Origin of the sequence: Paraglaciecola sp. MB-3u-78 (assembly GCF_002835935.1) — a bacterium.
Taxonomy (GTDB): Bacteria; Pseudomonadota; Gammaproteobacteria; order Enterobacterales; family Alteromonadaceae; genus Paraglaciecola.
The window spans coordinates 59581-83425 of record NZ_PJCF01000003.1; the positions used below are offsets into that span (position 1 = coordinate 59581).

Below are 23845 nucleotides of genomic sequence, written 5' to 3' on the forward strand. Positions count from 1 at the left end.
ACTATGACTCAAGCCCAAAAAGGTATCTGCGCCGAACCTAATTTACACGCCTTGTTTTTGACTTTCACCGTAGTTGACGATGACCCTCAAGCTATGCGCGTTAAATTAGTGCGGATTTTAGATTTATTATCTTATTTCGATGATGAGTATTACGAAGCTATGGTGTCCGGTGTGCTCGCCATAGGCACCAATTATTGGTATGAGCTGTATCCAGATATTATCCCAAGAGAGCTCGCTCCCTTTCCTGATATACACTGCGAAGACCGAAATGCCCCGAATTCTCCCGGTGACTTATTTATTCTGATTAAGGCTGACCGGATTGATATTTGTCATGCTATTGGGGTTGAAATTATTCAATTGTTAAAGCCCCATGTAGATTTATATGAGGAGGTAAGAGGATTTAGATATTTAGATGGTAGAGACTTAACCGGTTTTGTTGACGGTGCTGAGAATCCCAGAGGCATGAAAAAATTTGATGTCGCAATAGTGGGAGACGATGATCCTGATTTTACTGGCGGAAGCTACCTACATATCCAACGTTATCAGCACAATATGCAAAAGTGGCAGTTATTACCCCTTGCTAAACAACAGCATATTATTGGTCGAGGAAAAACCGACAACACATTACTCGACGGAACCGATCTAGCTTCCGATTCGCATACCGCCCGTACTCAATTAGCCACCCCAAATAAAAATACCAGCGCAATGCTCACACAGAATATGCCTTATGGAGACATGTCCACTCAGGGGTTGTTTTTTGTATCTTGTGCGAATAGTCCACAACCCTTCATTAAACTGCTTCAAAGCCGGGTGATTGCTGATGAAGATGGCAATTACGACAAGTTACTGGACTTCACTACAGCCGAAACTGGTGGTGCTTTTTTTGCACCATCTGTTACCTTTATTAAACAACAAGCTAAAGACTAAGTTTTGTACAAACATATTGGACAATGCATGTGTGGTTCAGTCAGTATTCAATTTTATAGCCCAAAAAACATCACTGCCTACTCCCCGCAAAAATATGATTGCCAATATTGTATGCAACGATGTATCGATTACCTTTCAGACCCACTAGGTCAAATTAGCCTTGCCTCTTGCTCCCCTTTCCTAGAAGAAAAACAAGGCTTTGGACAAGCTACATTTCTGTTGTGCCCCAGTTGCCAAGGTGTTGTGGCGGTTGGTTACATTGGAAAGGATTTTTCGGTAGGTAGTCTTAATGCTACGCATTTAAATGAAGTTGATAAAGTCCAGAGAAATGTAGTTGTTTCGCCTAAAGCTTTAGATAGAACTGAAAAAATAACACGCTGGCGAGAGTTGTGGTCGGAGATCTTGGTGGTAGTGAAGTGTTGAGGTTCTGTTTAATATTTTTGACACCTAGGGTTTTATTTGACATTGCCTCTCTTTATATAAATGATCTTTAAAAGGACGTTATGAAACATATTGATGAGTATCTTTGCCAATGATTTCTTTATATAACTCTGGGTCGGTTGCGCCCTCAGTACCAATCATTAGAATAACGGAGTGCTCATTAATGTTAGCCGACTGGGCAAGTTCAGGATTATCTACCATTGTCTTTAAAGTAATTAAACCCGACGCTGAACATTCACCGCCAACAATGTTAGGTCGCTCACCTTTAGACTCTGCCAAAAAACGCATCATCGGTTTTACACCTTCATCGCTCACAGTAAGAACATGACTAGTACCATGGCGCAATATTGGCCAGGCTAATTCAGAAACCTCACCACAAGAAAGCCCAGCCATTATGGTTTCATCAACGATATCTACCAGGTAGATTTCATCACGTTGCATGCTCTCTAATACACAATCCGACATATATGATTCCATCACAATAACTTCTGGTAAATCCTCACGCCAGTACTTCCAAAAATAAGCTATTAACGCACCAGCCATGCCACCACAACCAGCTTGCAAAATGATATGCGTCAGTGTTTCTTTTTGTCCTTCTAATTGCTCGATCGTTTCGGCGGCTAATACGGTGTAACCCGCCATTACTTGTGTGGGTATTTCGCGATAACCTTCCCATGAGGTATCAGAAACTATCTGCCAGTCATGCTCCTCTGCCATTTTAATACATGCGGCAATCGAATCATCATAGTTACCCTCTACACGATGCACTATTGCGCCATTAGCAGCTAAGCTTTCAGCTCGCCCTTCGCTAACACCTGCATGAATAAATATATGACAAGGAATATTCTTTTGTTGCGCTCCCCAAGATACTGATCGACCGTGATTACCATCGGTTGCAGTACACACAGTCAGTGGTGAATCATCGCCTGCTGTAACACGTGTTTCTAATACATACTGTACTGCGTAAGCGCCACCTAAGGCTTTAAAAGCACCTAGGTTCAAGCGTGTTGATTCGTCTTTGTAATAAACCTTAGCTACGCCCATTTGCTGTGCAAAATCATCTAATGAAATCAAATTGGTGTGCTTGTAATCTGGCCATTGTGTGATCGATTGAAAAGCTTTCTTGCATTTACCTTTAGGGAAAAGTTCGTCAGCAACCTTGTGCATAGCATTGTTTTGCTTAGGGTTTTTATAGTAATTTATATATGAATATTTCATTTTTTTCTTCATGTAACAAGATAAAGGATAGAAGAACCCCAGAAAAGATGAGGGAATGTCTTTCACTAATGATTTGTTAAATCATTGTAAGTGTCGTTAGGATAATAAAAGTACATGCTTCTCCATTTAACTCAGGTTGATTTTAAAGGAGTATGAATAATTGCCAAGTTTAACAATCGATTAGGTATTTGTTTTTCCACAAAACGGCGATTATACCGATAACAAAACTCATTCAAGTATTCTTGTAAGTAATTACCCGTAACGCCATGAAACGTGCCCAACAAAAACGTTTTCAAATTACCTATCGCGATATGAACCCAAGGCAACCATTCGTCTACCTTTTCACTTGGCGTGACTCTTGGCTCATGTTGCTGTGTTTTATCTATAATATTTAACGCAGGATAAGCATCCGTTCTGACATGCTGATTAGCTAAAAGGTGATGTGATACAAATTCTTTTACTGTTTTAAAATTCACATTTTTAACCGCTTTCATTGCGATAAACCCTGCCTTTTTATGCTTGTTTTCACATGCTATGATAATGGGGGTTTTCCCTTCTGCTCCACGACCACGCTTGCCTTTGTGCTTACCGCCAACAAAGGCATCATCTAACTCTATTGTGCCCGACAATCGGTAGAGGCTATCCCTGTGTCCCATAGCCGCTCTCACTTTCGTTAACATAAGCCGAGCAGTCTTCCAATTCACTTCAATAAGCTTGCTTAGCCTTAACGCTGAAATACTGCCTTTGTCTGAGCCTATAAAATACAGTGCCCAAAACCATTTGAGTAACGGTAGATGACTACCATGAAATAAAGTACCTGACATCACCGATGTTTGCTTATGACAATGGCTGCATTCGGTTAATTCTCGGCAGTGAAGGTCAATCCCATTGTCGTGACCACATTGAGGACACATAAACCCATTAGGCCACTTCATTTCCTTCAGATACTGGAGACAATCTTTATTCGTTCTGAATTGCTGTTGCCACGTTAAAAAACTGGCTTCTGGCGTGTTCATGTTCGAACTCCCTTAAACTGTTTATTTTCATATACAGTTTAGTTCATGCCTGAGCAAAGTGGAGAAGCATGTAAAAGTATATCAAAACCAGATGATTAAAAATTATCAGGTTAGACCTACATTTGACTAAATCCTATCATTTTTGTATTTGCGTGATCTATTAATATCGATAAGGCAGACATTGCAATAATTAAAGCACTGAAATAAGAGAAGTTAGAGTCAATATTGGACTAACGTATATGCAGGCACGATACTATGATCCAGTTATCGGGCGGTTTTATAGTAATGACCCGATTGGATTTAGGGATGTGCACTCGTTTAATCGTTATGCTTATGCGAATAATAATCCGTATAAGTATATAGACCCAGACGGTCGCGAAACCCGCTTGATGGTGGAGGCACATCATTTAGATATGGATGTGGTCAATGGGAATATGACAGCAGGTGATCGGCTCGAAATTAGTGGTGCTCAAGCTGTGGGAGCAGCTATCGGCACTGTAGCTGCTGCCGGCGCAACTGCTTGCGCTGCTTCAGGAGCCTGTGCAGCGGCTGTTACAACTGCTGCTGCGACACAAGTTGGAAGCTCCATTAAAACTGATGGCTCCACAACTGCTAGTAGTATAAAAGCAAAAGCCGAGTCAGTTGGCTTCAAGCCAAGCCAAAGCGCAAATGGGCCATTGAAAATGGTTGACGAAAATGGGAAGGCGCGTGTAACTATTAAAGGTGGTAGTCAACGAGCACCCAGAAGCGATGGACCGCACGTTGAATTAAAAGACTCATCAGGCCAAAGAGTCAATCCTGCTGGGCAACCAGTGACAAGAAATAATCCAGAGAATCATACGCCAATCGAGAATGATCTATAATGAATTACTATGATATACCCGATTTAGAAAACATTTATCTAGAAGATTCCTTTGTTCTTGGAATAAAGGAATCCGCTGATAATATAGTATTTGCAATGGAATTTGTGTTGACGGAAAAACATCCCGAATATTCCCTACCTCAAAAAGATGAGCAATACTGCTATCGCAAAGGCAGTTTGTCGTTTAATCGGTGTAGAAAAATCACATGGCACAATAAGTCTTTTGAGCAATTTGTTGATAAAAATGGTGAAGTAGATATGGGAAATATAGATTCATTTACCAAAAACAATAGTGCTAATGTTTTGGAAGGTGATTGGGGCGAAATAGAAATATTGTCTGATGACTACTCAGTAGAATTAGACTAGTTCACATTTTATTTTGAATCCAAAGCCTCGCCCTCGCGGGGCTTTTTGTTGGGCATCAAGGGGCTTTATTTTTGTCTGCTTTTGAAGCCAAAGCGTTAAAGAGGTATAACGAGTAAACATTTTCGTTTACTAACGGTAAAGTGTTCCTCGGTATGTATTTAAATGTACCTCAAGTAAACGATATTATTTACTGTGATGGTTGCGCGAGCGACATGGAATATGCACTTACCATTCGCGATTGATTCAATCTTATGACCGCTTCGCTCATTCCGAACCGTCGACTCGATAGGCAGGTTACTGCCATAACAGGCAATTCAGCTATACTCAAACCATGCCAAACCTTAACGATATTTTCACCCCATCCACGCTCGATATGGCCTACCGTTGGCTATGTAAGCAACGGCGTAACTTTCTCGCCAATACCGATATCTGGGATCTGCGCTTTCATTGGCACACGCTTCGACAGGAACTACTTAAGTCGCTCCACAAACAAGACTACACCTTCATGCCGCTGAGCAATGGCTTTGTCTGACCACTGAATTTGAAAAATACTTTTGTTATGCGGCCGGTGCCGAGCACATGATGAATAGTTTTAAACTCCACACTAACCATCAACGGATGCGAGGTATGGGTAAGGCAAAAGTACTACTTTCAACTGGGTGATATAAAGGTGAGGGGTGAGAGCTCAGACACTCACTCTCTTTAAACTCGTGTACTACAACAATATCGAACCATCCCAATCTGCAGCTAGTTCGGTATTTTGTAACGTGGCACATTGCTCTAAGTGATGCATAGCGAGGGTGTCTCCAGGGTAAATATTCAGAGCTTGTTGGAAATGAGTGATAGCCTGTTGCCATTGTTGTTGTTTTCGATAACCCAGACCTTGTTCAATCAATGCAGCGTTGGCTAATTTTAATTGTTTTACCTTAGGGTCTTGGTGATCGATAATTTCATACACTTCTATTGGTGATTTTCTGCCTTTGACTCTTACCCAATCCAGTAAACGATATTCAAACAAGCTTTTAGCTTCTGCTTGGTGCAGAGTCTGGGCGCTGATGACGATGTCGGTATTGTATTTTGGGGCAAGGGTTTCGAGTCTAAAGGCGATGTTAACGCTGTCACCTATTACGGTGGTGTCCATGCGGTCGTCTGAGCCAACGGTGCCGATAATCACTGGGCCAAAATGGATGCCAATACCAATATTCACTGGCGGATAATTACAATTTGAGCGATGTTGGTTATACAGATTAATGGCAAAACGCAAATCGAGTGCCGCACGGATAGCGTCTTGAGCTTTGTCAGTATTGGTGCCAGTTGGTCTATCAAATAACGCCATGACAGCGTCACCGATAAATTTATCGATAAAACCATTGTTTTTATGAATAGGTTCGTTCATGCGTAAGAAGTAGGAATTCAGAAAATTCATTAATTCTTGGGGACTCATTTGTTCCGATAAGCTAGTAAAACCACGAATATCTGAAAATAAAATCGCCAACTCATCTTCATCTGCTCGACCAAGTTCTAAGGTATCTGAACCATGTTTGGCGAGGTGATCAATAAACTGTTTAGGCACAAACTTACGAAAGGTTTGGTTTAAACGTGTCGCCTCGTCGGCTTTGTTTTTGTATTGTTGCAGTGTTACTTCGTTTTGTGATAGTTGTGCTATTTGTTGTTCAATTCGTTGGGCTTTTCCGATGTTTGTTACATTACTGCCAGTGAGACGCGCTGTTTTTTTAAGAAGCACAACTAACACTATTGTGTAGAGTGCAATAATAGTTAATAAAAACAGCGGTAATGGTTGTAATACTTGCGCAAGCATTAGGTGTATTTTATCTCTTTGTAACTTGATAATGATTTATAGAATGTTTATAAATCATTATCAATTGATCATTGCTTAACTGCAACGGGCTGCAACATTAGCCAAAACTTTATCGGCAATGGTTAATGTTTGTTGCACAATTTCGTCGGTATGTGCTGCGGATACAAAACCGCCTTCGTATGAAGCAGGAGCAAAGTATACGCCATTTTCTAACATACCATGATAGAAGTGATTAAATTGTTCGATGTTGCAACTAGTGGCTTGTTGATAATTGATGACGCGTTCTACGTCAGTAAAAAACAGCCCAAACATGCTACCTGCATAGTTAACCGACATTGGAATGCCATGTTTGTTGGCTATTTTCTTCATTCCTTCTGCTAAGGTTTGCGTGGTTTGTGTGAGTTGCTCGTATAAACCCTCTTTCTCAATTTCGCCTAAAGAGGCTAAACCAGCCGCCATTGCGACGGGGTTACCCGATAATGTGCCTGCTTGATATACCGGTCCATCAGGAGAAATATGCCTCATGATTTCAGCTTTTCCACCAAATGCGCCTACTGGCATACCACCGCCGATTACTTTGCCTAAACAAGTAAGATCGGGTTTGATATTGTATTTTTCTTGAGCGCCACCTCTGGCTACACGAAAGCCAGTCATGACTTCATCAAAAATAAGTAAAGCACCGTATTGGTCACAAATATCTCTAAGACCTTGTAAAAAACCATCAACAGGGGGAATGCAGTTCATATTGCCTGCTACAGGCTCAACAATAATACAGGCGATATCGCCAGGATGTTGTTCAAATGCATAAGTCACAGAGTCGAGATTGTTAAAATCTGCAGTGAGGGTATGTTTAGCATAATCAGCCGGAATACCCGGTGAACTAGGTACGCCGAAGGTTAATGCACCTGAGCCGGCTTTTACGAGTAACGAGTCGGCATGGCCATGGTAACACCCTTCAAATTTTAAAATTTTATCGCGATTGGTGAAGCCACGGGCTAAACGTATGGCGCTCATGGTTGCTTCTGTGCCTGAATTCACCATACGTAACACTTGCATTGTCGGTACGAGTTCACTGACTTTTTCAGCCATGAGCACTTCTGCTTCGGTCGGTGCGCCAAAACTTAACCCATTGGCTGCTGCATCAATCACGGCTTGACGAATAACAGGATTGTTGTGGCCTAACACCATAGGTCCCCAAGATTGCACGTAATCGATATAACGTTTGCCGTCTACGTCAAAAATATAGGGGCCATCAGCTTTGCTGATAAAAGGTGGTGTGCCACCCACTGCCTTAAAGGCTCGAACTGGGGAATTCACGCCGCCGGGGATGTGTTGTTTGGCGCGTGCGAAAAGGCTTTTTGATTTTTGCATAGTGACTTCTTTAATTAAGTGAATTTATTTACTGATCATTTGGTGGTCATTTGTTTATTAGCTAACTATTTACGTGCCAAAGTACTTCTCGATCAAACTGTGTAACAATATTTTCTACCCCAAGGGTCATGGCAAATAATGCCATACGCACTAAAACGCCATTATCGGTTTGCCGGAAAATGGCGAGATTAGGGTTAAGATTTAAATCGTTATCCAGCTCATTGGCTTCTGCTCGAGAATCGCGAGGTAATGGGTGCATAATAACTGTCTTCGACTGAAAATGTTTGGTGTAAATCTGTTGATTTAAACGAAATTTTCCTCTGTATTGGTTGGCTTCTTCTTGAGAAGGAAAACGTTCTTCTTGAATCCGTGTCTGGTAACAAATATCTGCGTCTACAATGCCTTCAAACTGATCCGTAATTTTGCATTGATGACCTGCGTTCTCGATCGCATCAATAATCGCAGTCGGCATGGCTAATTCTTTAGGCGAGATCAACGTAAAACGAACATTGTTAAATAAACATAATAACTTTGACAACGAATGCACGGTTCTACCGTATTTTAAATCGCCAATCATAGCGATGTGCATACCATCAATACTACTTCCATGATCGAGCAATTCCTTTTGGATAGTGTACAAGTCTAATAATGCTTGAGTGGGGTGCTCATTAGCACCATCGCCACCGTTGATTACAGGTATGCGACTACCTTCTGCAAACTCTGCCACAGAGCCAGAATCAGGGTGACGCATTGCTATGATGTCGGAATAACCACTTAAAACTCGTGCCGTGTCGTATAAAGACTCCCCCTTTGCTAAAGCGGAGTTACTTAGCCCTGTTGTTTCCCGCACTTCACCCCCTAACAAATTAAATGCGGTCCCAAAACTGACTCTTGTTCGGGTACTAGGCTCGAAGAACAAGTTACCTAAGATAGCGCCATCTAATACGGTTGTACGTTTTTTCCGCTTTGCATAGGGCAACATTTGGTGAGCTACATTAAATACTCTCTCAATCGCGTCGCGGTCAAACTGATTGACCGACAAAATATGATTACCTTTAAAATTCATCTGCTGCGTAACTTATACAAGCTTAACATATCCAGTATTTTACCAAAATTAGTGAGCACTCTCTAATGCCAATGTCATAAATTTACTATTATGATCATCTTTAGAGTGTGCAAAGGGGTTACAAAACTCAAAACCATAAGTGTTGTAAAGTGCAATGGCGGGTTGAAAAAAGACTTGTGAGCCAGTTTCTAAACTTAAGCGCTCTAAACCTCGGGTTTTAGCTTGACGAATAATATGTTCTAGTAAGTGAGCGGCAACCCACCTACTTAAATGTTGGCGCGCAGTGCTAGTACTTTGGGATGGGTTAGATTATCTATTACTATTCGCAAAGTTCGCAAAAAAATGTCCACATATTCATTTTATATTTTAAGAATAATAACGTGGGCAGATTGTTGTTTTCAATAGCGAATTATCTTTGTTTACTTTTACTTTTACTTTGACGAGAAACTTTTATCGGCCTGGACTTGTTTTGTTTATTTGAGCTAACTCGATAGTTTTTACTTTTATGACTACTTTGATTATTCGGTTTGAAACTGCTCGTTTTATGTTGAGTGTTAACTGTGGAGCGTTTTACTTGGTTACTTTGCGAGCCTATCGATACCTTTTTGTGTGAATATTCGCTATCTCTCTGCTTATTTTCAACTCTAACTGTTTTGGTAGGGCGATACTTACTGTTCATTTTTTGTGTTTGATGCTTTTTATTTTGATTGATAATCCGTTGTTTATTCGTCACTAACGCATCCGTATTATCTGTCTTAACCGTTTTTGTTTGACGGGCAGTGTGTTGTTGATTACCTAAGGCTTGTTTGAACTGCTTAGCATTGCTTTTGTTATGTCTTTTTGAGTAATCATTAACATTTAACACTCTTTGCTTATCAAGCTGTTGGTAGCTTTGTCTTTTGTCGCCACCATTAACGGTTCGCACAATACGCTGACCATTAATTCGATGTTGTGCACCCCGTCTATGTTGCTGGTTATGACTCCAGCGAGGGTATTCTTTAACCCGAACCACTTGACGTCTGTTGTGGTTATTTGACCAGTATCTGTTAGCATTACTACGGTAGTGATAGTTAGCTACAACATGACGATTACGCCAATTAAAGCCACCAAAATAAAAGCTGGGGCGAATGTTAAACCCTATACTCCAATACAAACCAGCATTAAAAATACTGTGTGCTGGTCTATGCCAATAATAAGGTTGATTGTTGTGCCACCACCAGTTGCCATAAACAACGCGCGTATCGTAGTAGGGTATATAGACTACTTCTTCCCGTACCGTTTCTATAATAATCTCACCCTCTTCTTGGGCTACATTTACATAGTCATTATTAGCTAAATTTCCTTGTTGGTAGGCTTTTTGACGTAAGTTTTGAATGCTTGTTAGTATCTGCGGTTCATTCACTAAAAACGCGCTACCTAGGGATTGTAGCCAGTCCAAGTCTGCACTGAGTTTCTGTAATAGTTCATTAAACGGCACTAAGGCTTGGATGCTGGGATCCCAACCTTTATCTTCCACTGCATTGAGAGCTTGTTGTTCATCTAAGTCTGCATTTGCTGCACGCCAACGAGCGGCTTGAATCACTTCTAAAGGGTAGGTTGATGCCACCAAAATATGTGAGAGTAACGTGTCAGGATAAAGGGCAATGGGCGCTAACATTTGATCAAGTTGTGCTTGATCTAGCACGATAGATTCAGAGGTTTGAGAGCTTGATTCATCTTGGGCTTGAGCAAGTTGCACAACGCTGCCTACAAATAGGCATAAAACACATATATAAATGAATAGGTACTTGGTTTGATTTTGCATAACCCTTTCCTTCTTTAATCGAAAATCCAATGCTACCGAAAAGTATAGGCAACATTTAAGACTGTAGATTAGGTTATACGTTTGCCAGCCTTAACCATGGCTGAATATTCACTGACTATTTAAGCAGTTCCTTATCAAACTGATGACCTAACTTCTCTGTTTTAGTGCGAATGTAGTTTCGATTTTCATCGGTTATTCCGTGATCAATGGGAGTTCGTTGGGCCACGTTAATTCCCATGTTGGAAAGAGCTAAACTTTTCTTGGGGTTGTTAGTCATGAGGTTGACATTTTTGATATTCAATTTGTCTAACATCAACTTACAGATACCATAATCCCTAATATCAGCATCAAAACCCAAGTGTTCATTTGCTTCGACTGTATCCATGCCTTCGTCTTGTAACTGATAGGCACGGATCTTATTGAGTAACCCTATGCCCCTGCCTTCCTGACGCAAATACAACAAGACACCTTTACCTTGCTGAACAATATTTTCCAACGCCTTTTCTAGTTGAGCACCACAATCACAGCGAGTACTGAATAACGCATCCCCAGTTAAACATTCAGAATGAATACGAATAGGCACAATATCGTCTGCATCCCATTGACCGTAGGAGAGGGCGACATGTTCTTGGGCTAGTTCATTATCAATAAAACCATGAATAAGAAATTTACCCCAATGAGTAGGTAATTTGGCCGAACTAACATATTGATACTGCTCTGATTTAGGCTTCATAATTTGTAAAACGTACTTAATTAGGGGAAATTTACGGGCTATATACCCATTTACTGCGTACTACAACATTCGAGTTTATGTACAATCTTGTCTTAAAGAAATCACTATATGGGCATGAATCAGTCTTTTACAATAGCGTGAGATTATCTATGTCGAGTAAAATCAGCCAGTGCATTAGGTTTAGCAACACCATATCCTTGGGCAAAATCAACCCCCATTTTACCCAGCTCCACCATGATTTCCGTTGATTCTACGAACTCGGCGACTGTCTCCATTCCCATGGCTTTGGCCACGTCTTTAATTGAATTAACCATAGCCATGTCTACGGGGTCAACTAGGATGTCTTTTACAAAACCACCGTCTATCTTGACCTGATCGACGGGCAAGTTTTTTAAATAGCTATAGGAAGAAAATCCACTACCAAAATCATCTAAGGCAAACAAACACCCCAATTTGTGAAAGGTATTAATAAACTCTAAGGTTTCATCCATCTTTAAAATGGCCATACTTTCTGTAATTTCGAAGCATACTTTTGCATAAGGAATTTTGTACTTTTCAAAGGCATTTAAAACAAATAGTTTCAGCTCTTTATCTGCTAATGAGTGACCACTTAGGTTAATGCTGACTCGCGTCAGTTCAGCGTTATGTTTGGGGTTATCTGCCAACCAGCAAAAATAATTTTCTACTACCCAACGGTCTATTTGTGCAGTGAGGTTATAACGTTCGGCAGCGGGAAAAAATGTACTGGGAGGGACAATGTTGCCTTCCTGATCCCGCATTCTGAGTAATATTTCATAGTGATGACCTTCTATACGTTGACTCAGCGCTTGATAATGTTGGTAATACAGCTCAAAGCTGTCGTTTTCCAAGGCATGATTGATATGTGACACCCAAGACATTTCAGACTCATAGCGCTGCATATGCTCATCTTCCGCAGAATAAGTATGTACTTGGTTACGCCCACGCTCTTTGGCTAAATAACAGGCCGCATCGGCCATACTTAATAATTGCTCTGGCGAATTGATATTAGGCTGCCAAGGCACTTGGCCAATACTAATACCTAATGTGAAGATGCGATTTTCCCAAATGAAACGGAATTCTTGTACAGCATTGAGCAGTTTATTGGCCAGCAAGTAGGCCATTTGTGCATTATCCCCTTCAAGTAATACACCAAACTCATCACCACCAAGTCTTGCCAAAATACCTTTTCCCAACACTACTGCATCAAGTTTTTGTGATAATTGCTTGATTAATAAGTCGCCTGCTTTGTGCCCGCAGGTGTCATTAACCACCTTAAACTGGTCTAAGTCCATGTAAAGTAGTGTTAAATCACTGTTTTGATTTTGAGCTTTAAGCAAACCACTTTGAAGTCGCCGTTCAAATTCGCGTCTATTGTAGACTCCCGTAAGTGAATCGTGTGTGGCCAAATATTCCAGACTAATATTTGACTGTTTTCGATCGGTTACATCTGATATTGAACCAAACAGGTACTGTTTTTCGTGCTCTCGCTTGATTTGCCCTGAGATTACAAACCAAAATTCACTGCCATCTTTACGTATGCCTTTTATTTCTTTACCAATGACTTTACCGCTTTTATGTATCTCTCCAAGCATAATCGCACGGTCTTGAGGAGTAGCATAAAACTGAGCGGCATTATGTATTTCCCTCAACATCTCAGCTTCGTCGAGATAACCAAACAGGCTGCACATGGCAGGATTAACGCTTATTAGTTGACCGTCCAGACTGGAAGTATATAACCCCTCTGCGGAATTCCTGAATAAGTCATAAAAGTGTTGCAGATCTTTAATTGCTAGTTGTTGTTGCATGTTGTGACGGTATGTTAGTACGCGCTCATGAGCTTCAATGGCTAGTGCGATTATCATAATGCCCAACATAATTAACACAGTAAATATCAGGGATATCTTTTGCGTTAGTGGAATACCAGATAAAAATAACGTCACTTGTCCAAAGCCACTTATGGCAATAAAAGTAAGCCCTAACAAACCAACTAAGTTAGCCGTTTTTTTATCAGGTTTATGATAGAAAAATGCTAGTAACCCGATAAGCGTCCCAGATAAAGCCGCCATCAATGCTGAAAATGTTATTTGCAGTCCGCTATCCGGGGTGAAAGTCATTCCCAGAGTAATAAATCCAAAACTATATAAAGCATATCGCCAGACAGTCGGGACTCTTTCTAATATGGCAAAAGTGACTTTTGCTGAGGTTAATAATAATAATCCAAGCAGTGCACAGCTAAGATTGGATATGTAGGCAGTAATACCTGTTATTTGACCCAATACCCCCTTGGTGTTTAAAAATAATAATAAAAATGCGGCACTGGAAAGAGCAAACCAAAAACGCACGGGACTGCGCATAAAGATGTAAGTAATCAAAAAATAACAGGCAAGCAAAGCAAGCCCACCACTAATAAAACCAATGATTGCTAAAAGCAGTTGTTCTCTTTCGACCAATGAAGATTGTTTGTCTAGATCTACAGGGAAGACTAATGGGCCATCGTCGTTAATTCTTATAAAAACCGTTACCACTTGTTGTTCTGCACCGATCGGGGTAATAAATAGTCGGTGTTTTAAAGCACGTTTTGAATAATCTCGATTACCTCCCATTAAGTAAGAGCCTAAGATACGATCTTTTTCATCCAATAAAAAAACATCAACATAATCCAATTGAGGATTGCCAACTGTCAAAAAATACTGCTCCTCGTCAGGGTCATCAAACACAATGTTGAACTTCCCCCATAGGCTTTTATCTTGGTTGACTTGATTGGGCAAATAGCCGGTCTGCCAATCTTGTAAATGTTGAATGTCTGATAACTGTAAGCTTTTGTCTTCCACCAACCAGTCAATTTTACCCAGTAAATTAATATGAGAGTTTTGCTTTGATATCACTAACTGCTCTGATGCAATGTTTTTTGAGTGCCAAAAAGCACATAAAAAACATAACATTAAACCAATAGAGTAGAGTGATTTCATGGTAGTCCTGACGGTATGACGCATGATATACGTTGGCGTATATTGAATGTGATTGCCACTACTTTTGAAAAAATATCTAAGCTGATCCAAAGATGATATTCCTAACTACTGCAGGATATTTCTAACTCTTTTCCCCAATCGGGGGGAAGTGCAGAGAATTTTTGGTACTCGTCAATATCTTCGTATGGCTTTTTCAGTGCCATAGAGCTGTGATTCAATACACCATGCTTAGCGAACATCGCGTTGAATAAATGGCTTTCGTGTTGCCATTCACTCGGGAGGTTTAATTCTGTTGCAAGACTGTGATTAAAAACTGCTAAGCGTGAGTTTATCAATTTAATTGGCTTGACTTCACTACCAAGTGCAGTAAGTTCTTCAGCAAACGAGTACTCTAACTTCATATAAAACGCTTATTTAATAACATTCATTATCTACTCATACATTTGGGTGAAACACTGAGGATCAAACATGAAAAAAATTCACATTAATATATTAAGCATTGTTTTTGCTGCAGCTGGACTAGTGTCGCAACCAATACTCGCAGCAGATATTGCAGCAGGCAAATCTAAATCTGTGACTTGTGGAGCGTGCCATGGAAACAATGGTATTTCTATGATCCCCATGTATCCTAACCTAGCTGGACAGAAAGAACAGTATTTGGTTATACAGTTAAAAGCATTTCGTGATGGCGATCGCAAAAATATGGTAATGACACCTATGGCCACGGGATTAAGTGATACCGATATTGACAATCTATCTGCATATTTTTCGAGTTTAGATCCAGCTGGGAAATAAACGTTCGATTCACTTAATTTACTTTAATACGTTCCTTGTCCCTAATTCAGAGAGCAATAAATGACTGAAAATTTTCAAGCTATCACCCAGTTTATCGTCGAAATTGAAAAATTAAAAAATGTTGAACGTAAAATTAAACCGGTTGGTTTATCACGTTATGAAAATAGCGCTGAACATAGTTGGCAAATTGCTTTGTTGTCGTTAACACTTTTGCCCTACGCAGAGCAAAGTCCAGACCCATTAACAGTCGTCACTATGTTGTTGTTACATGACATTGTAGAAATAGATACGGGTGATAAGTTCGCCTATGATGCTAACCATAATGACTATGAAAATGAATTGGTATCGGCACAAAGAATTTTTGCTATCTTGCCTAATGAACAAGCAAAAGCTTATCTCAAACTCTGGATTGACTTTGAACAAGCTGAAACGCCAGAGGCGCAATTTGCTAAAGCTATAGACAGGTTAATGCCTGTGATACAAAACCTTTATAACGGCTGTCAAAGCTGGATTGACCACGATGTTTCTGTCAGCCAAATATTACTTAAAAATGCTGTTATTGAAAAGGCTAACCCACAATTGTGGCAATGGATAAAGCAGCAAGTTATAGAGGCAGGCGAACGGGTGGGGTTGAGGCGTGAATAAAAAGTACGCATATACATCCAAATTTTGAAACTAAAGTGGTATAGGTATAAGCGTATAAAACGTTCATAATATTTTATTAAGGAAAGCTAGATGATTATACTTCACCATTTAAATAATTCCCGTTCGCAACGCATTTTGTGGCTGCTAGAAGAGCTAAATCTAGAATACGAAGTTAAGCTCTATCAAAGAGATAGCGTAACCAATTTAGCACCTAACACACTGACATTAATTCACCCTTTAGGTAAATCCCCGATCATTACCGATGGGGATATCACTGTGGCTGAATCTGGCGCCATAATTGAATATTTAATCGGGACCTATTACAAAAAGGGAACGGAGGGGCAACTCACCGATCCCAAGCGTGGTACTGAGGTACATAGGCAATATACATACTGGCTGCACTTTGCTGAAGGCACACTGATGCCACCTTTAGTCGCTAAATTAGTGCTGGATAGAGTCAGAGCCAATGCCAAACCCTTTTTTATTAAAATCATTGCCAATAAGATTGTTGATCAATTAATGGCGGCTTATTACGGTCCGATAATAGCCAAAAACATGGATTACATTGAAAGTCATTTAACACATAACGCTTGGTTCGCAGGTGAAGAGTTATCAGGTGCGGATATACAAATGAGTTTTCCACTTGAAGCAGCAGTGGCTCGAGGTAATACCAAATCCTTTCCCAACATTACTCAGTTTGTTGAAAAAGTTCATGCAAGACCTGCTTATCAAGCGGCCTTAGAAAAAGGTGGAAAATACGATTATGTCTAGGGTATTTTAGAGTCGTAAAATTCTCAGGTTTTAAATGAACGTCTGTGACTCAGGGTTTACTTTCAGGCATTTAGTCTTCTTCTGTTTTTTTAGTTAAGCTCATCTCCATCATAAGTTTTCTAGCTTCTTTGGGAATGAGCTGAGTATTGTCTTTTTCTAAATCTTCATCATCGGGTAATGGTTGACCGGTAAAAGCATGTAAGAATGCTTCACACAATAATTCAGAATTAGTTGCATGACGCAAATTATTCACCTGACGGCGAGTTCGCTCGTCGGTGAGTACTTTCAGTACTTTAAGGGGTATAGAGACTGTGACTTTTTTCACCATCTCACTTTTTTTACCGTGTTCCGCGTAAGGGTGAATATATTCACCGTTCCATTTTGTCAAATTAGCCATTTTTTTAATCTTTTGTCTTTCTTATGCATTGAAATTCTAAACAATACGGGCAAAAGGTCAATGATAGACTGCTAAACATCTTGACGTCTTTATGTTCAAAGTTTATTTTAGACGTCTAAACGGCTAAAAATTTTGGAGTTACCCATGGCGTCTTACGCACAAGGGATAGATGCATTAAATCAATCATTATCAGAGGTGAAAGGGATTGATGTCTCCTTTGAATTTTTTCCACCTAAAACCGAGTCAATGGAACAAACGTTGTGGAAATCTGTAGAGCGTTTAGCGCCCCTAAAGCCCTCTTATATGTCTGTGACTTATGGTGCTAATAGTGGTGAACGAGACAGAACCCATGATGTGGTGAAACGTATTCAGGCTGAGACAGGCATTCAGGCTGTGCCCCATTTGACCTGTGTGGATGCAACCCGTGAAGAACTCATTGAAATTGCCAAAGATTATTGGAAAAGCGGGATCAGAAAAATTGTCGCATTGCGAGGTGATTTACCAGAAGGTGTTGAAAAGCCTCAGTCTTACGCCTCTGATTTAGTCGCATTGCTAAAAGAGGTGGCAGACTTCGAAATTGCAGTAGCCGCTTATCCTGAGAAACACCCAGAAGCGCCCAGTAGCCAATTTGATTTACTCAATTTAAAACGAAAAGCCGATGCTGGTGCTACCGAAGCGATCAGTCAGTTTTTCTTTGATGCTGAAGTCTTTTTACGTTTTCGTGATCGCGCTGCGGCCGCGGGGATTGATTTAGATATTGTGCCAGGAATATTGCCTGTGACCAATTATCAAACTTTGCAACGTTTCGCTGGTTTTACCAATGTACATGTGCCTCAGTGGTTACATAAAATGTACGATGGTTTAGATAAAGACGATCAGACCACACGTAATTTGATGGGGGCTAACATTTCTATGGATATGGTCAAAGTTTTAGCTAAAGAAGGAGTGAGGAAATTCCATTTTTACACTCTTAACCGAAGTGAATTGAGTTACGCTATTTGCCATATGTTGGGTGTTAGAGCAGACTAAAAGCAAGTAATCACTGAAATCACTAATGGTGTCGTTCCATGCAAACGAATACTTTTGACATTCAAAAACTAAAACAAGGGTTAATCACAGCAAAAAATTTCTTTTTGCTGTTTGTTAGACATTGTAAACAAGACAAAATAACGGTGTCAGCAGGCCATTTAGCCTTCGTATCATTGTTGTCTCTTGTGCCTTTTATCATGGTGTTTTTTACTATATTGTCGGCTTTCCCTGCGTTTGCCGATGCCAGAGGTGAACTTGAAGAGCTTATTTTTAGTAGTTTTGTACCTCATGCAGGTGGGCAAGTACAAACCTATGTCACGGAGTTTGTGAGTAACGCATCTGGAATGGGGGCAATCGGGATCTTGTCTTTGATGGTCGTCGCATTGATGCTGATATCCAATATCGATAAAACCCTTAACAGTATCTGGCAATCACAAAGTGAAAGACCAATAATTTTTACCTTTGCGATTTATTGGATGGTGCTGACACTAGGCCCCCTTTTGATGGGGTCAAGCGTAGCATTAAGTACTTACTTAGTGAGTTTGGCCAATTCAGCCGAAGAATACACGCTTGGTGTGACGACTACCATACTGAAAGTAGTGCCTTTTATTACGTCTGTTGGTGCGTTCTTTCTTATCTATATGTTGGTGCCAAACAAAAAAATTGATCCGAAACATGCAGCATTTGGAGCCTTAGTAGGGGCTGTGTTATTTGAAACCAGCAAAAAAGCGTTTGCCTTATACGTAACAAGTTTTCCTTCATATCAACTGATTTATGGTGCTTTAGCGGTGATCCCAATTTTGTTTGTTTGGGTGTATTTGTCTTGGGTGGTGGTATTGATTGGGGCAGAGATGACCCATGTATTGGAAGTATTTTTAAACGATGAAGCACAAGACATGTTTGTTGAAGAGGATGACGAACTCAGTTCGCCATCCTAGGGGCAGTTGAGCCTAACTTAATTATTGGCCTTTTATACTAGAAATAAAGCTATTTGATTCAGCAATTGCTTTGTTCATTTCTGATACAAACTGTTTAATCTCTTTCTTTATTCCATTAAACTCGCCTTGCAATGCGCCTATGGCACTGGCGTTTAGATTGTGTTTCAAATACAGCACATTATCTCTTAATGCAGATAAGATGGGCTCCATAGTGCTCTCAGCTTTACGCATAGTACGAACTAAAGAAGTATAGCGACCTTGGGTATCTTTTAATTGCTTCTGACTCTCACGCTTAAGTTTGGCGTTGGTATACTTTTCTAGCTCATCTTCCCATTCATCAAATAATGCCTCTGCAACACCCTCTACTTTGTTTATGCGGTTTGATAATGTGCTGGCAGACTCTTCACTGGCTTCAAATTCATCTTTGAGTTGGCTGTATACATCTTGCAGTTCGCCGCCGTTAAAGTTAATTAGCTGACTAAATTCATCCAATGCTGAGCTAAATTGCTTTTGGGCATCTTCTTGAGAATCTTTTGCGTCTTCTACTCTGTCAACTAAGATATCGCGTTTTTCGACGCCCACCTTTTCCCATGCAGCATAATATGCACTTTGGCATCCAGCTAAGAAAATGAGTAATGATACTAATATAATTTTTTTCATCGTTAACCTTTATATCGGGCAGCATCAATGATGGCCCAGACATGAAAAATAAAACCGAAAATAGCCATAAAAAATAAAATTCCTGTGGCGGCTAGAGAATAATTGACACTCACCAACACAAAAAATAAAATGGCAGCTAAAATTCTACCTTGTACCAATTGACCTAATCCGGGAATAAAAAAACTACAAATTGCGGCTAATACGTTACCACCTGAACCTTGTCCTGACATATTCTGTCTCCGTTAATAATAAAATAATTTTTCATGGGTATATGTAGTAAATTAAATCATTACAGAAAAATAAACAAATGGGATATGTAAATTCATATGACTCAACTCTTCCCCGATATTCAAGCTTTTACATCAGAAATGTTAGCCGTATCGAACGAACATTCATTATATGTGGAACAAACAGGTAATCCCAGAGGTATTCCTGTGTTGTACTTACATGGGGGCCCTGGGGCTGGGATTGGAAAGGATTACCGCCGATTTTTTGACCCTGATAAATACTGGATAATTGGTTTTGATCAAAGAGGGTGTGGGAAATCCATTCCTTTTGGCGAACTTGATAATAATAACAGTCATGCTTTGGTCGACGATGTACTTTTGATCCAGCAACATCTCAAGATTAAAAAATGGGTGTTATTTGGTGGTTCTTGGGGGGCCACATTGGCTTTGCTGGTGGCAATTCGGCAACCCAAAAATGTTATAGGGCTTATTTTACGTGGGATTTTTCTAGCAAGAGAGCAAGATTATACTTGGTATCTAGAGGCATCAGGTGGCGCTGCGCAGCTCTTCCCAGAATATTACCAAGACTTTCTAGCACCAATAGAAAGTAGACCTGCCGATGTAATGATCGTTGATGCCTATTACCAAATATTTAATAGTAATAACGAAGTGAAAAAAATGGCGGCTATCAAGGCGTGGTGTTTGTGGGAAGCTCGAATTAGCCGTCTTCATTGCCAGTTTGATGAGGACTTACTGGTTTCAGATGTGCATCGAGCTATTAGTTTGGCTATGTTGGAATGCCACTACATAAAACATCTTTGTTTTATTCCTGAAAATTTTATTTTGCAAAATATTGATAAAATACAACATCTGCCCGCGACTATTATTCATGGACGGTATGACTGTGTATGCAAAATTGAAGCTGCTTATTCATTAAGCCAACAGTGGCAAAATAGCCAACTTAATATCGTTCCCGGATCCGGGCATAGTGCGGGTGAGAAAATGATTACTCAAGCCTTATGTGCCGCCAGTAAATCTATGGCTACATTTTGGTTGGAGCAGCAATGATTGCCCTAATTCAAAGGGTTAAACAGGCTAAAGTAGAAGTAGCTGGGCATACTATCGGTGAAATTGGTCAAGGCATTTTAGTGTTGTTGGGGGTTGAAAAAAGTGATGATATACTTAAGACACAAAAACTGAGTCAGAAAGTGATGAATTATCGTATTTTTTCCGATCAACAAGGAAAAATGAATCTTAATGTATGGCAAGTGGAAGGTGAATTGCTGATTGTTTCACAGTTTACTTTAGTCGCAGATACACAAAGTGGTAATCGCCCAAGTTTTTCCAGTGCCGCGCCTGCTGAGTTAGGTGAAGCCCTATATGAATACTTTATCGAATGTTGCCAAACCAAGGGGATGGCTTGCCAAACAGGAGAGTTTGGTGCAGACATGCAGGTTTCATTGTTGAATGATGGCCCCGTCACTTTTCAACTACAAGTATAATTTGCCGCTGCCCGATTTATAGTTTCTAATAGCCCGCTACTGTTGAGGTTAACTGTCTTCAGCCAAATAAATACATGGGGAGCCTTGATCAGATGTATAAAATTGATACGCCATCGAGTGAACAAGATTTTACTGACTATTTTGCATTTCGTTGGAAAATGCTAAGAGAGCCTTGGAAATACCCTGAAGGCTCTGAAAAAGATGAATACGAACAAGTCAGTCAACATCGAATGATCCGTAACCCTGATGGCGATGTGATTGCCGTTGGCCGAGTACATATGAATTCGGCAGAAGAAGCCCAAGTGCGCCATATTGCAGTTAAAAAAGACTACCAAGGCAAGGGGTTGGCAAAAATGTTAGTTGCCTCTTTAGAGGCAGTAGCCAGAGCAGAGGGGGCGGTGCGCATTGTAACCAACAGTACCCAGGCATCTGTCGCGTTGTTTACCAGCTTGGGGTTTAAAGCACAAAGCGGCGCACCCAAAGAGCTAGGAGAGCAACAACGTCAGCAAATGGTGAAAAAACTCACCGATCCAGGCAGTATTCTGTTACATCCAAAATGGTGCAAGTTACTTCAAAGCACTTGGCATGACACTATCCCTATTAGTAAACAAATGGGTATCAAAATACATCAATATACCGGACGTACTCTTGAGAATCGGGCATCTTTGAATAAAAATATTAATCTTCATGGCACTATGTTCGCGGGCAGCATTTTTTCTCTGGCAACATTGACTGGTTGGGGCATGATATTTTTGCAGCTTAAAGAAAAGGGGCTAGATGGTGAAATTGTGTTAGGTGACGGTAACATTCATTATCATAAACCTATTACTATGCAGCCAAGAGCGTTGTGTAATATTGAGTCCCTGAGTGGTAAATTGGAACCTTTGAGTAAAAATAAAAAATGCCAGATTAAGCTGAATGTTGCTATTTTAGACGGTGATAACGCTGTCGCTGAATTTTCTGGAGTATTTTGGGTATTGCCCAATAGCTAAACTGAGGATTGAATTTATTATTGAGCAATAAAAAAGCGCGATATTCGCGCTTTTTATATAACTGTCGATTTATCAATATGCAGTTAAGCAACCATCGAAGTCTGTAGCTTTTTCATCGCGTTCTTTTCAATTTGACGAACACGCTCAGCAGATACTTGATACTTATCAGCTAAGTCTTGTAAGGTTGTTTTGTCATCTGACAACCAGCGAGTTTGGATGATATGTTGGCTCCGGTCGTCAAGTGTTTTGAGTGCAGCGTACAATCTGCCGGATGCATTCGAATCCCAGTCAGCATTGATAACATCAGATTCTACATCTGTTGTTTTATCTTCAAGAAATTGTACTGGTGCAAAACTACCACTTTCATCATCATCAGCAGACAAATCGAAAGCTTGATCATGACTGCTCATACGAGCTTCCATTTGCAACACTTCTTTGGTGCTTACATCCAACGTTTCTGCAACCTTTTGAACTTCTGCATGGGTAAACCAACCGAGACGCTTCTTGTTCTTACGTAGGTTGAAAAACAACTTACGTTGGGCCTTGGTAGTTGCAACTTTAACGATACGCCAGTTCTTTAATACAAATTCATGTATCTCGGCTTTTATCCAGTGCACAGCAAAAGAGACTAAGCGAACACCGACCGTAGGATCAAAGCGTTTCACTGCTTTCATCAAACCAATGTTACCTTCTTGAATCAAATCAGCTTGCGGCAAACCATAACCAGAATACGATTTTGCGATGTGAACAACAAAACGTAAGTGAGACATAATAAGCTTTCTGGCAGCTTGTAAATCATCGTCTTGTTGTAAACGTTCAGCTAATCCACGCTCGTCTTCAGCGCTAAGCATATTAATGCTACTTACAGCTTGAACGTAAGTTTCGATACTTCCCGTCTGCGGGACGGTTAATGTCAGCGCGCGTAAATCTGTACTCATAGTTACCTCGTATTCCACTTTGGCTCGCGATTCTAGCAAAAAAAAAGCTGCTCTGCGACCTAAATTGATTCCATTATATTTAGAATTATCTGGCCACGTTAAATAGACCATTACTTTTTGAAAAAATTCCAAGTGTATAGGTTGTGACTTAAATATTTATTTCAACCCGTTCGAAAAACATTTCCATGTTGTTGGTGTAGATTTTAAGATACATTGTAGTACGGTTGAAAGGTATATTTTGGATCAACGACCCCCTTTAATAGAAATGTCAGCAAGGTACATACTTTAAATTAATAACCCACCTATAAATATAAATAATAAGGTTGCATTATGTGGTG

Annotated in this window: 25 protein-coding genes and 2 pseudogenes; 13 read left to right on the forward strand and 14 right to left on the reverse strand. The window is 40.2% G+C overall.

From position 1 onward, the window contains the following. Window positions 1-3: 3 nt before the first annotated feature. Together CXF95_RS04075 and CXF95_RS04080 are read left to right on the forward strand one after the other, a co-directional pair. Window positions 4-927, forward strand: coding sequence for a Dyp-type peroxidase (locus tag CXF95_RS04075; RefSeq protein ID WP_101197514.1), 924 nt, complete (start codon window positions 4-6; stop codon window positions 925-927). Between the two features lie 27 nt (window positions 928-954). Next, the gene (locus CXF95_RS04080) at window positions 955-1350 is read left to right on the forward strand and encodes a hypothetical protein (RefSeq protein WP_101197515.1); all 396 of its coding nucleotides are present in this window, start codon (window positions 955-957) and stop codon (window positions 1348-1350) included. A gap of 78 nt (window positions 1351-1428) precedes the next feature. Here CXF95_RS04080 and CXF95_RS04085 read toward each other — a convergent pair whose 3' ends face one another. Next, entirely contained in the window at window positions 1429-2586 is a 1158-nt protein-coding gene (locus tag CXF95_RS04085; protein WP_157828065.1) for a diaminopropionate ammonia-lyase, read from the reverse strand. A gap of 131 nt (window positions 2587-2717) precedes the next feature. After that, window positions 2718-3602 (reverse strand): IS1595 family transposase, encoded by an 885-nt coding sequence (locus CXF95_RS04090; protein WP_101197018.1) that lies wholly within the window; start codon window positions 3600-3602, stop codon window positions 2718-2720. A gap of 224 nt (window positions 3603-3826) precedes the next feature. Here CXF95_RS04090 and CXF95_RS30325 point away from each other — a divergent pair, with 224 nt between their 5' ends. The 3 genes and pseudogenes from CXF95_RS30325 to CXF95_RS30330 form a co-directional block, all read left to right on the forward strand. Further along, window positions 3827-4465, forward strand: a complete 639-nt coding sequence (locus tag CXF95_RS30325) for an RHS repeat-associated core domain-containing protein (protein ID WP_255418898.1) — start codon at window positions 3827-3829, stop codon at window positions 4463-4465. Next, complete coding sequence (locus CXF95_RS04105; protein WP_101197517.1) at window positions 4465-4830, forward strand: hypothetical protein; 366 nt, start codon at window positions 4465-4467, stop codon at window positions 4828-4830. The genes CXF95_RS30325 and CXF95_RS04105 overlap by 1 nt, the downstream gene beginning before the upstream one ends. A gap of 513 nt (window positions 4831-5343) precedes the next feature. Beyond that, window positions 5344-5493: pseudogene (locus tag CXF95_RS30330) on the forward strand (transposase); the annotation flags it as partial. A 52-nt stretch (window positions 5494-5545) separates the two neighbouring features. On the opposite strand, the gene CXF95_RS04115 reads toward CXF95_RS30330, so the two are convergent. From CXF95_RS04115 to CXF95_RS04150, 8 genes and pseudogenes are all read right to left on the reverse strand, one after another. After that, entirely contained in the window at window positions 5546-6649 is a 1104-nt protein-coding gene (locus CXF95_RS04115; protein WP_101197518.1) for an adenylate/guanylate cyclase domain-containing protein, read from the reverse strand. A gap of 75 nt (window positions 6650-6724) precedes the next feature. Next, window positions 6725-8020, reverse strand: coding sequence for a glutamate-1-semialdehyde 2,1-aminomutase (gene hemL, locus CXF95_RS04120; RefSeq protein WP_101197519.1), 1296 nt, complete (start codon window positions 8018-8020; stop codon window positions 6725-6727). Between the two features lie 61 nt (window positions 8021-8081). After that, window positions 8082-9086, reverse strand: a complete 1005-nt coding sequence (locus CXF95_RS04125; protein WP_101197520.1) for an aspartate carbamoyltransferase — start codon at window positions 9084-9086, stop codon at window positions 8082-8084. A gap of 48 nt (window positions 9087-9134) precedes the next feature. After that, window positions 9135-9347 (reverse strand): annotated as a pseudogene (locus CXF95_RS31355) (GNAT family N-acetyltransferase); the annotation flags it as partial. 148 nt (window positions 9348-9495) lie between these two features. Next, window positions 9496-10890 (reverse strand): DUF3300 domain-containing protein, encoded by a 1395-nt coding sequence (locus CXF95_RS04135; RefSeq protein WP_101197521.1) that lies wholly within the window; start codon window positions 10888-10890, stop codon window positions 9496-9498. A gap of 115 nt (window positions 10891-11005) precedes the next feature. Then, window positions 11006-11623, reverse strand: coding sequence for a GTP cyclohydrolase II (gene ribA, locus CXF95_RS04140; RefSeq protein WP_101197522.1), 618 nt, complete (start codon window positions 11621-11623; stop codon window positions 11006-11008). A 143-nt stretch (window positions 11624-11766) separates the two neighbouring features. Further along, window positions 11767-14613, reverse strand: coding sequence for an EAL domain-containing protein (locus CXF95_RS04145; protein WP_101197523.1), 2847 nt, complete (start codon window positions 14611-14613; stop codon window positions 11767-11769). 101 nt (window positions 14614-14714) lie between these two features. Beyond that, a complete protein-coding gene (locus tag CXF95_RS04150) occupies window positions 14715-15014 on the reverse strand; it encodes a hypothetical protein (RefSeq protein ID WP_198556497.1) in 300 nt (99 codons plus the stop codon). 67 nt (window positions 15015-15081) lie between these two features. On the opposite strand from CXF95_RS04150, the gene CXF95_RS04155 reads away from it, so the two are divergent. From CXF95_RS04155 to CXF95_RS04165, 3 genes are all read left to right on the forward strand, one after another. After that, the gene (locus CXF95_RS04155; protein WP_101197524.1) at window positions 15082-15408 is read left to right on the forward strand and encodes a cytochrome c; all 327 of its coding nucleotides are present in this window, start codon (window positions 15082-15084) and stop codon (window positions 15406-15408) included. 60 nt (window positions 15409-15468) lie between these two features. After that, entirely contained in the window at window positions 15469-16053 is a 585-nt protein-coding gene (locus tag CXF95_RS04160) for an HD family hydrolase (protein ID WP_101197525.1), read from the forward strand. Between the two features lie 90 nt (window positions 16054-16143). Then, on the forward strand, window positions 16144-16824 hold the full coding sequence (locus CXF95_RS04165) for a glutathione S-transferase (protein WP_101197526.1): 681 nt from the start codon (window positions 16144-16146) through the stop codon (window positions 16822-16824). 70 nt (window positions 16825-16894) lie between these two features. Here CXF95_RS04165 and metJ read toward each other — a convergent pair whose 3' ends face one another. Then, complete coding sequence (metJ, locus tag CXF95_RS04170) at window positions 16895-17212, reverse strand: met regulon transcriptional regulator MetJ (protein ID WP_198556514.1); 318 nt, start codon at window positions 17210-17212, stop codon at window positions 16895-16897. A 153-nt stretch (window positions 17213-17365) separates the two neighbouring features. Between metJ and metF the strand changes: the two genes are divergently transcribed. Together metF and CXF95_RS04180 are read left to right on the forward strand one after the other, a co-directional pair. After that, window positions 17366-18250, forward strand: a complete 885-nt coding sequence (metF, locus tag CXF95_RS04175) for a methylenetetrahydrofolate reductase (RefSeq protein WP_101197528.1) — start codon at window positions 17366-17368, stop codon at window positions 18248-18250. A 38-nt stretch (window positions 18251-18288) separates the two neighbouring features. Continuing rightward, window positions 18289-19188, forward strand: coding sequence for a virulence factor BrkB family protein (locus tag CXF95_RS04180; protein ID WP_101197529.1), 900 nt, complete (start codon window positions 18289-18291; stop codon window positions 19186-19188). Between the two features lie 21 nt (window positions 19189-19209). Here CXF95_RS04180 and CXF95_RS04185 read toward each other — a convergent pair whose 3' ends face one another. Together CXF95_RS04185 and CXF95_RS04190 are read right to left on the reverse strand one after the other, a co-directional pair. Further along, window positions 19210-19848: a DUF2959 domain-containing protein gene (locus CXF95_RS04185; protein ID WP_101197530.1), complete on the reverse strand. Its 639-nt coding sequence runs from the start codon at window positions 19846-19848 to the stop codon at window positions 19210-19212. Window positions 19849-19850: 2 nt separating this feature from the next. Further along, window positions 19851-20078 carry a hypothetical protein gene (locus tag CXF95_RS04190; RefSeq protein ID WP_101197531.1) on the reverse strand — a complete coding sequence of 76 codons (228 nt, stop codon included), beginning with the start codon at window positions 20076-20078 and terminating at the stop codon, window positions 19851-19853. 96 nt (window positions 20079-20174) lie between these two features. On the opposite strand from CXF95_RS04190, the gene pip reads away from it, so the two are divergent. The 3 genes from pip (at window position 20175) to CXF95_RS04205 (ending at window position 22569) form a co-directional block, all read left to right on the forward strand. Then, entirely contained in the window at window positions 20175-21143 is a 969-nt protein-coding gene (pip, locus tag CXF95_RS04195; RefSeq protein WP_101197532.1) for a prolyl aminopeptidase, read from the forward strand. Then, window positions 21140-21577 carry a D-aminoacyl-tRNA deacylase gene (gene dtd / locus CXF95_RS04200; RefSeq protein WP_101197533.1) on the forward strand — a complete coding sequence of 146 codons (438 nt, stop codon included), beginning with the start codon at window positions 21140-21142 and terminating at the stop codon, window positions 21575-21577. The genes pip and dtd overlap by 4 nt, the downstream gene beginning before the upstream one ends. Window positions 21578-21669: 92 nt before the next feature. Beyond that, window positions 21670-22569: a bifunctional GNAT family N-acetyltransferase/hotdog fold thioesterase gene (locus CXF95_RS04205; protein ID WP_101197534.1), complete on the forward strand. Its 900-nt coding sequence runs from the start codon at window positions 21670-21672 to the stop codon at window positions 22567-22569. Window positions 22570-22652: 83 nt separating this feature from the next. On the opposite strand, the gene rpoH is transcribed toward CXF95_RS04205, so the two are convergent. Then, a complete protein-coding gene (gene rpoH / locus CXF95_RS04210) occupies window positions 22653-23507 on the reverse strand; it encodes an RNA polymerase sigma factor RpoH (protein WP_101197949.1) in 855 nt (284 codons plus the stop codon). Window positions 23508-23845: the final 338 nt, after the last annotated feature.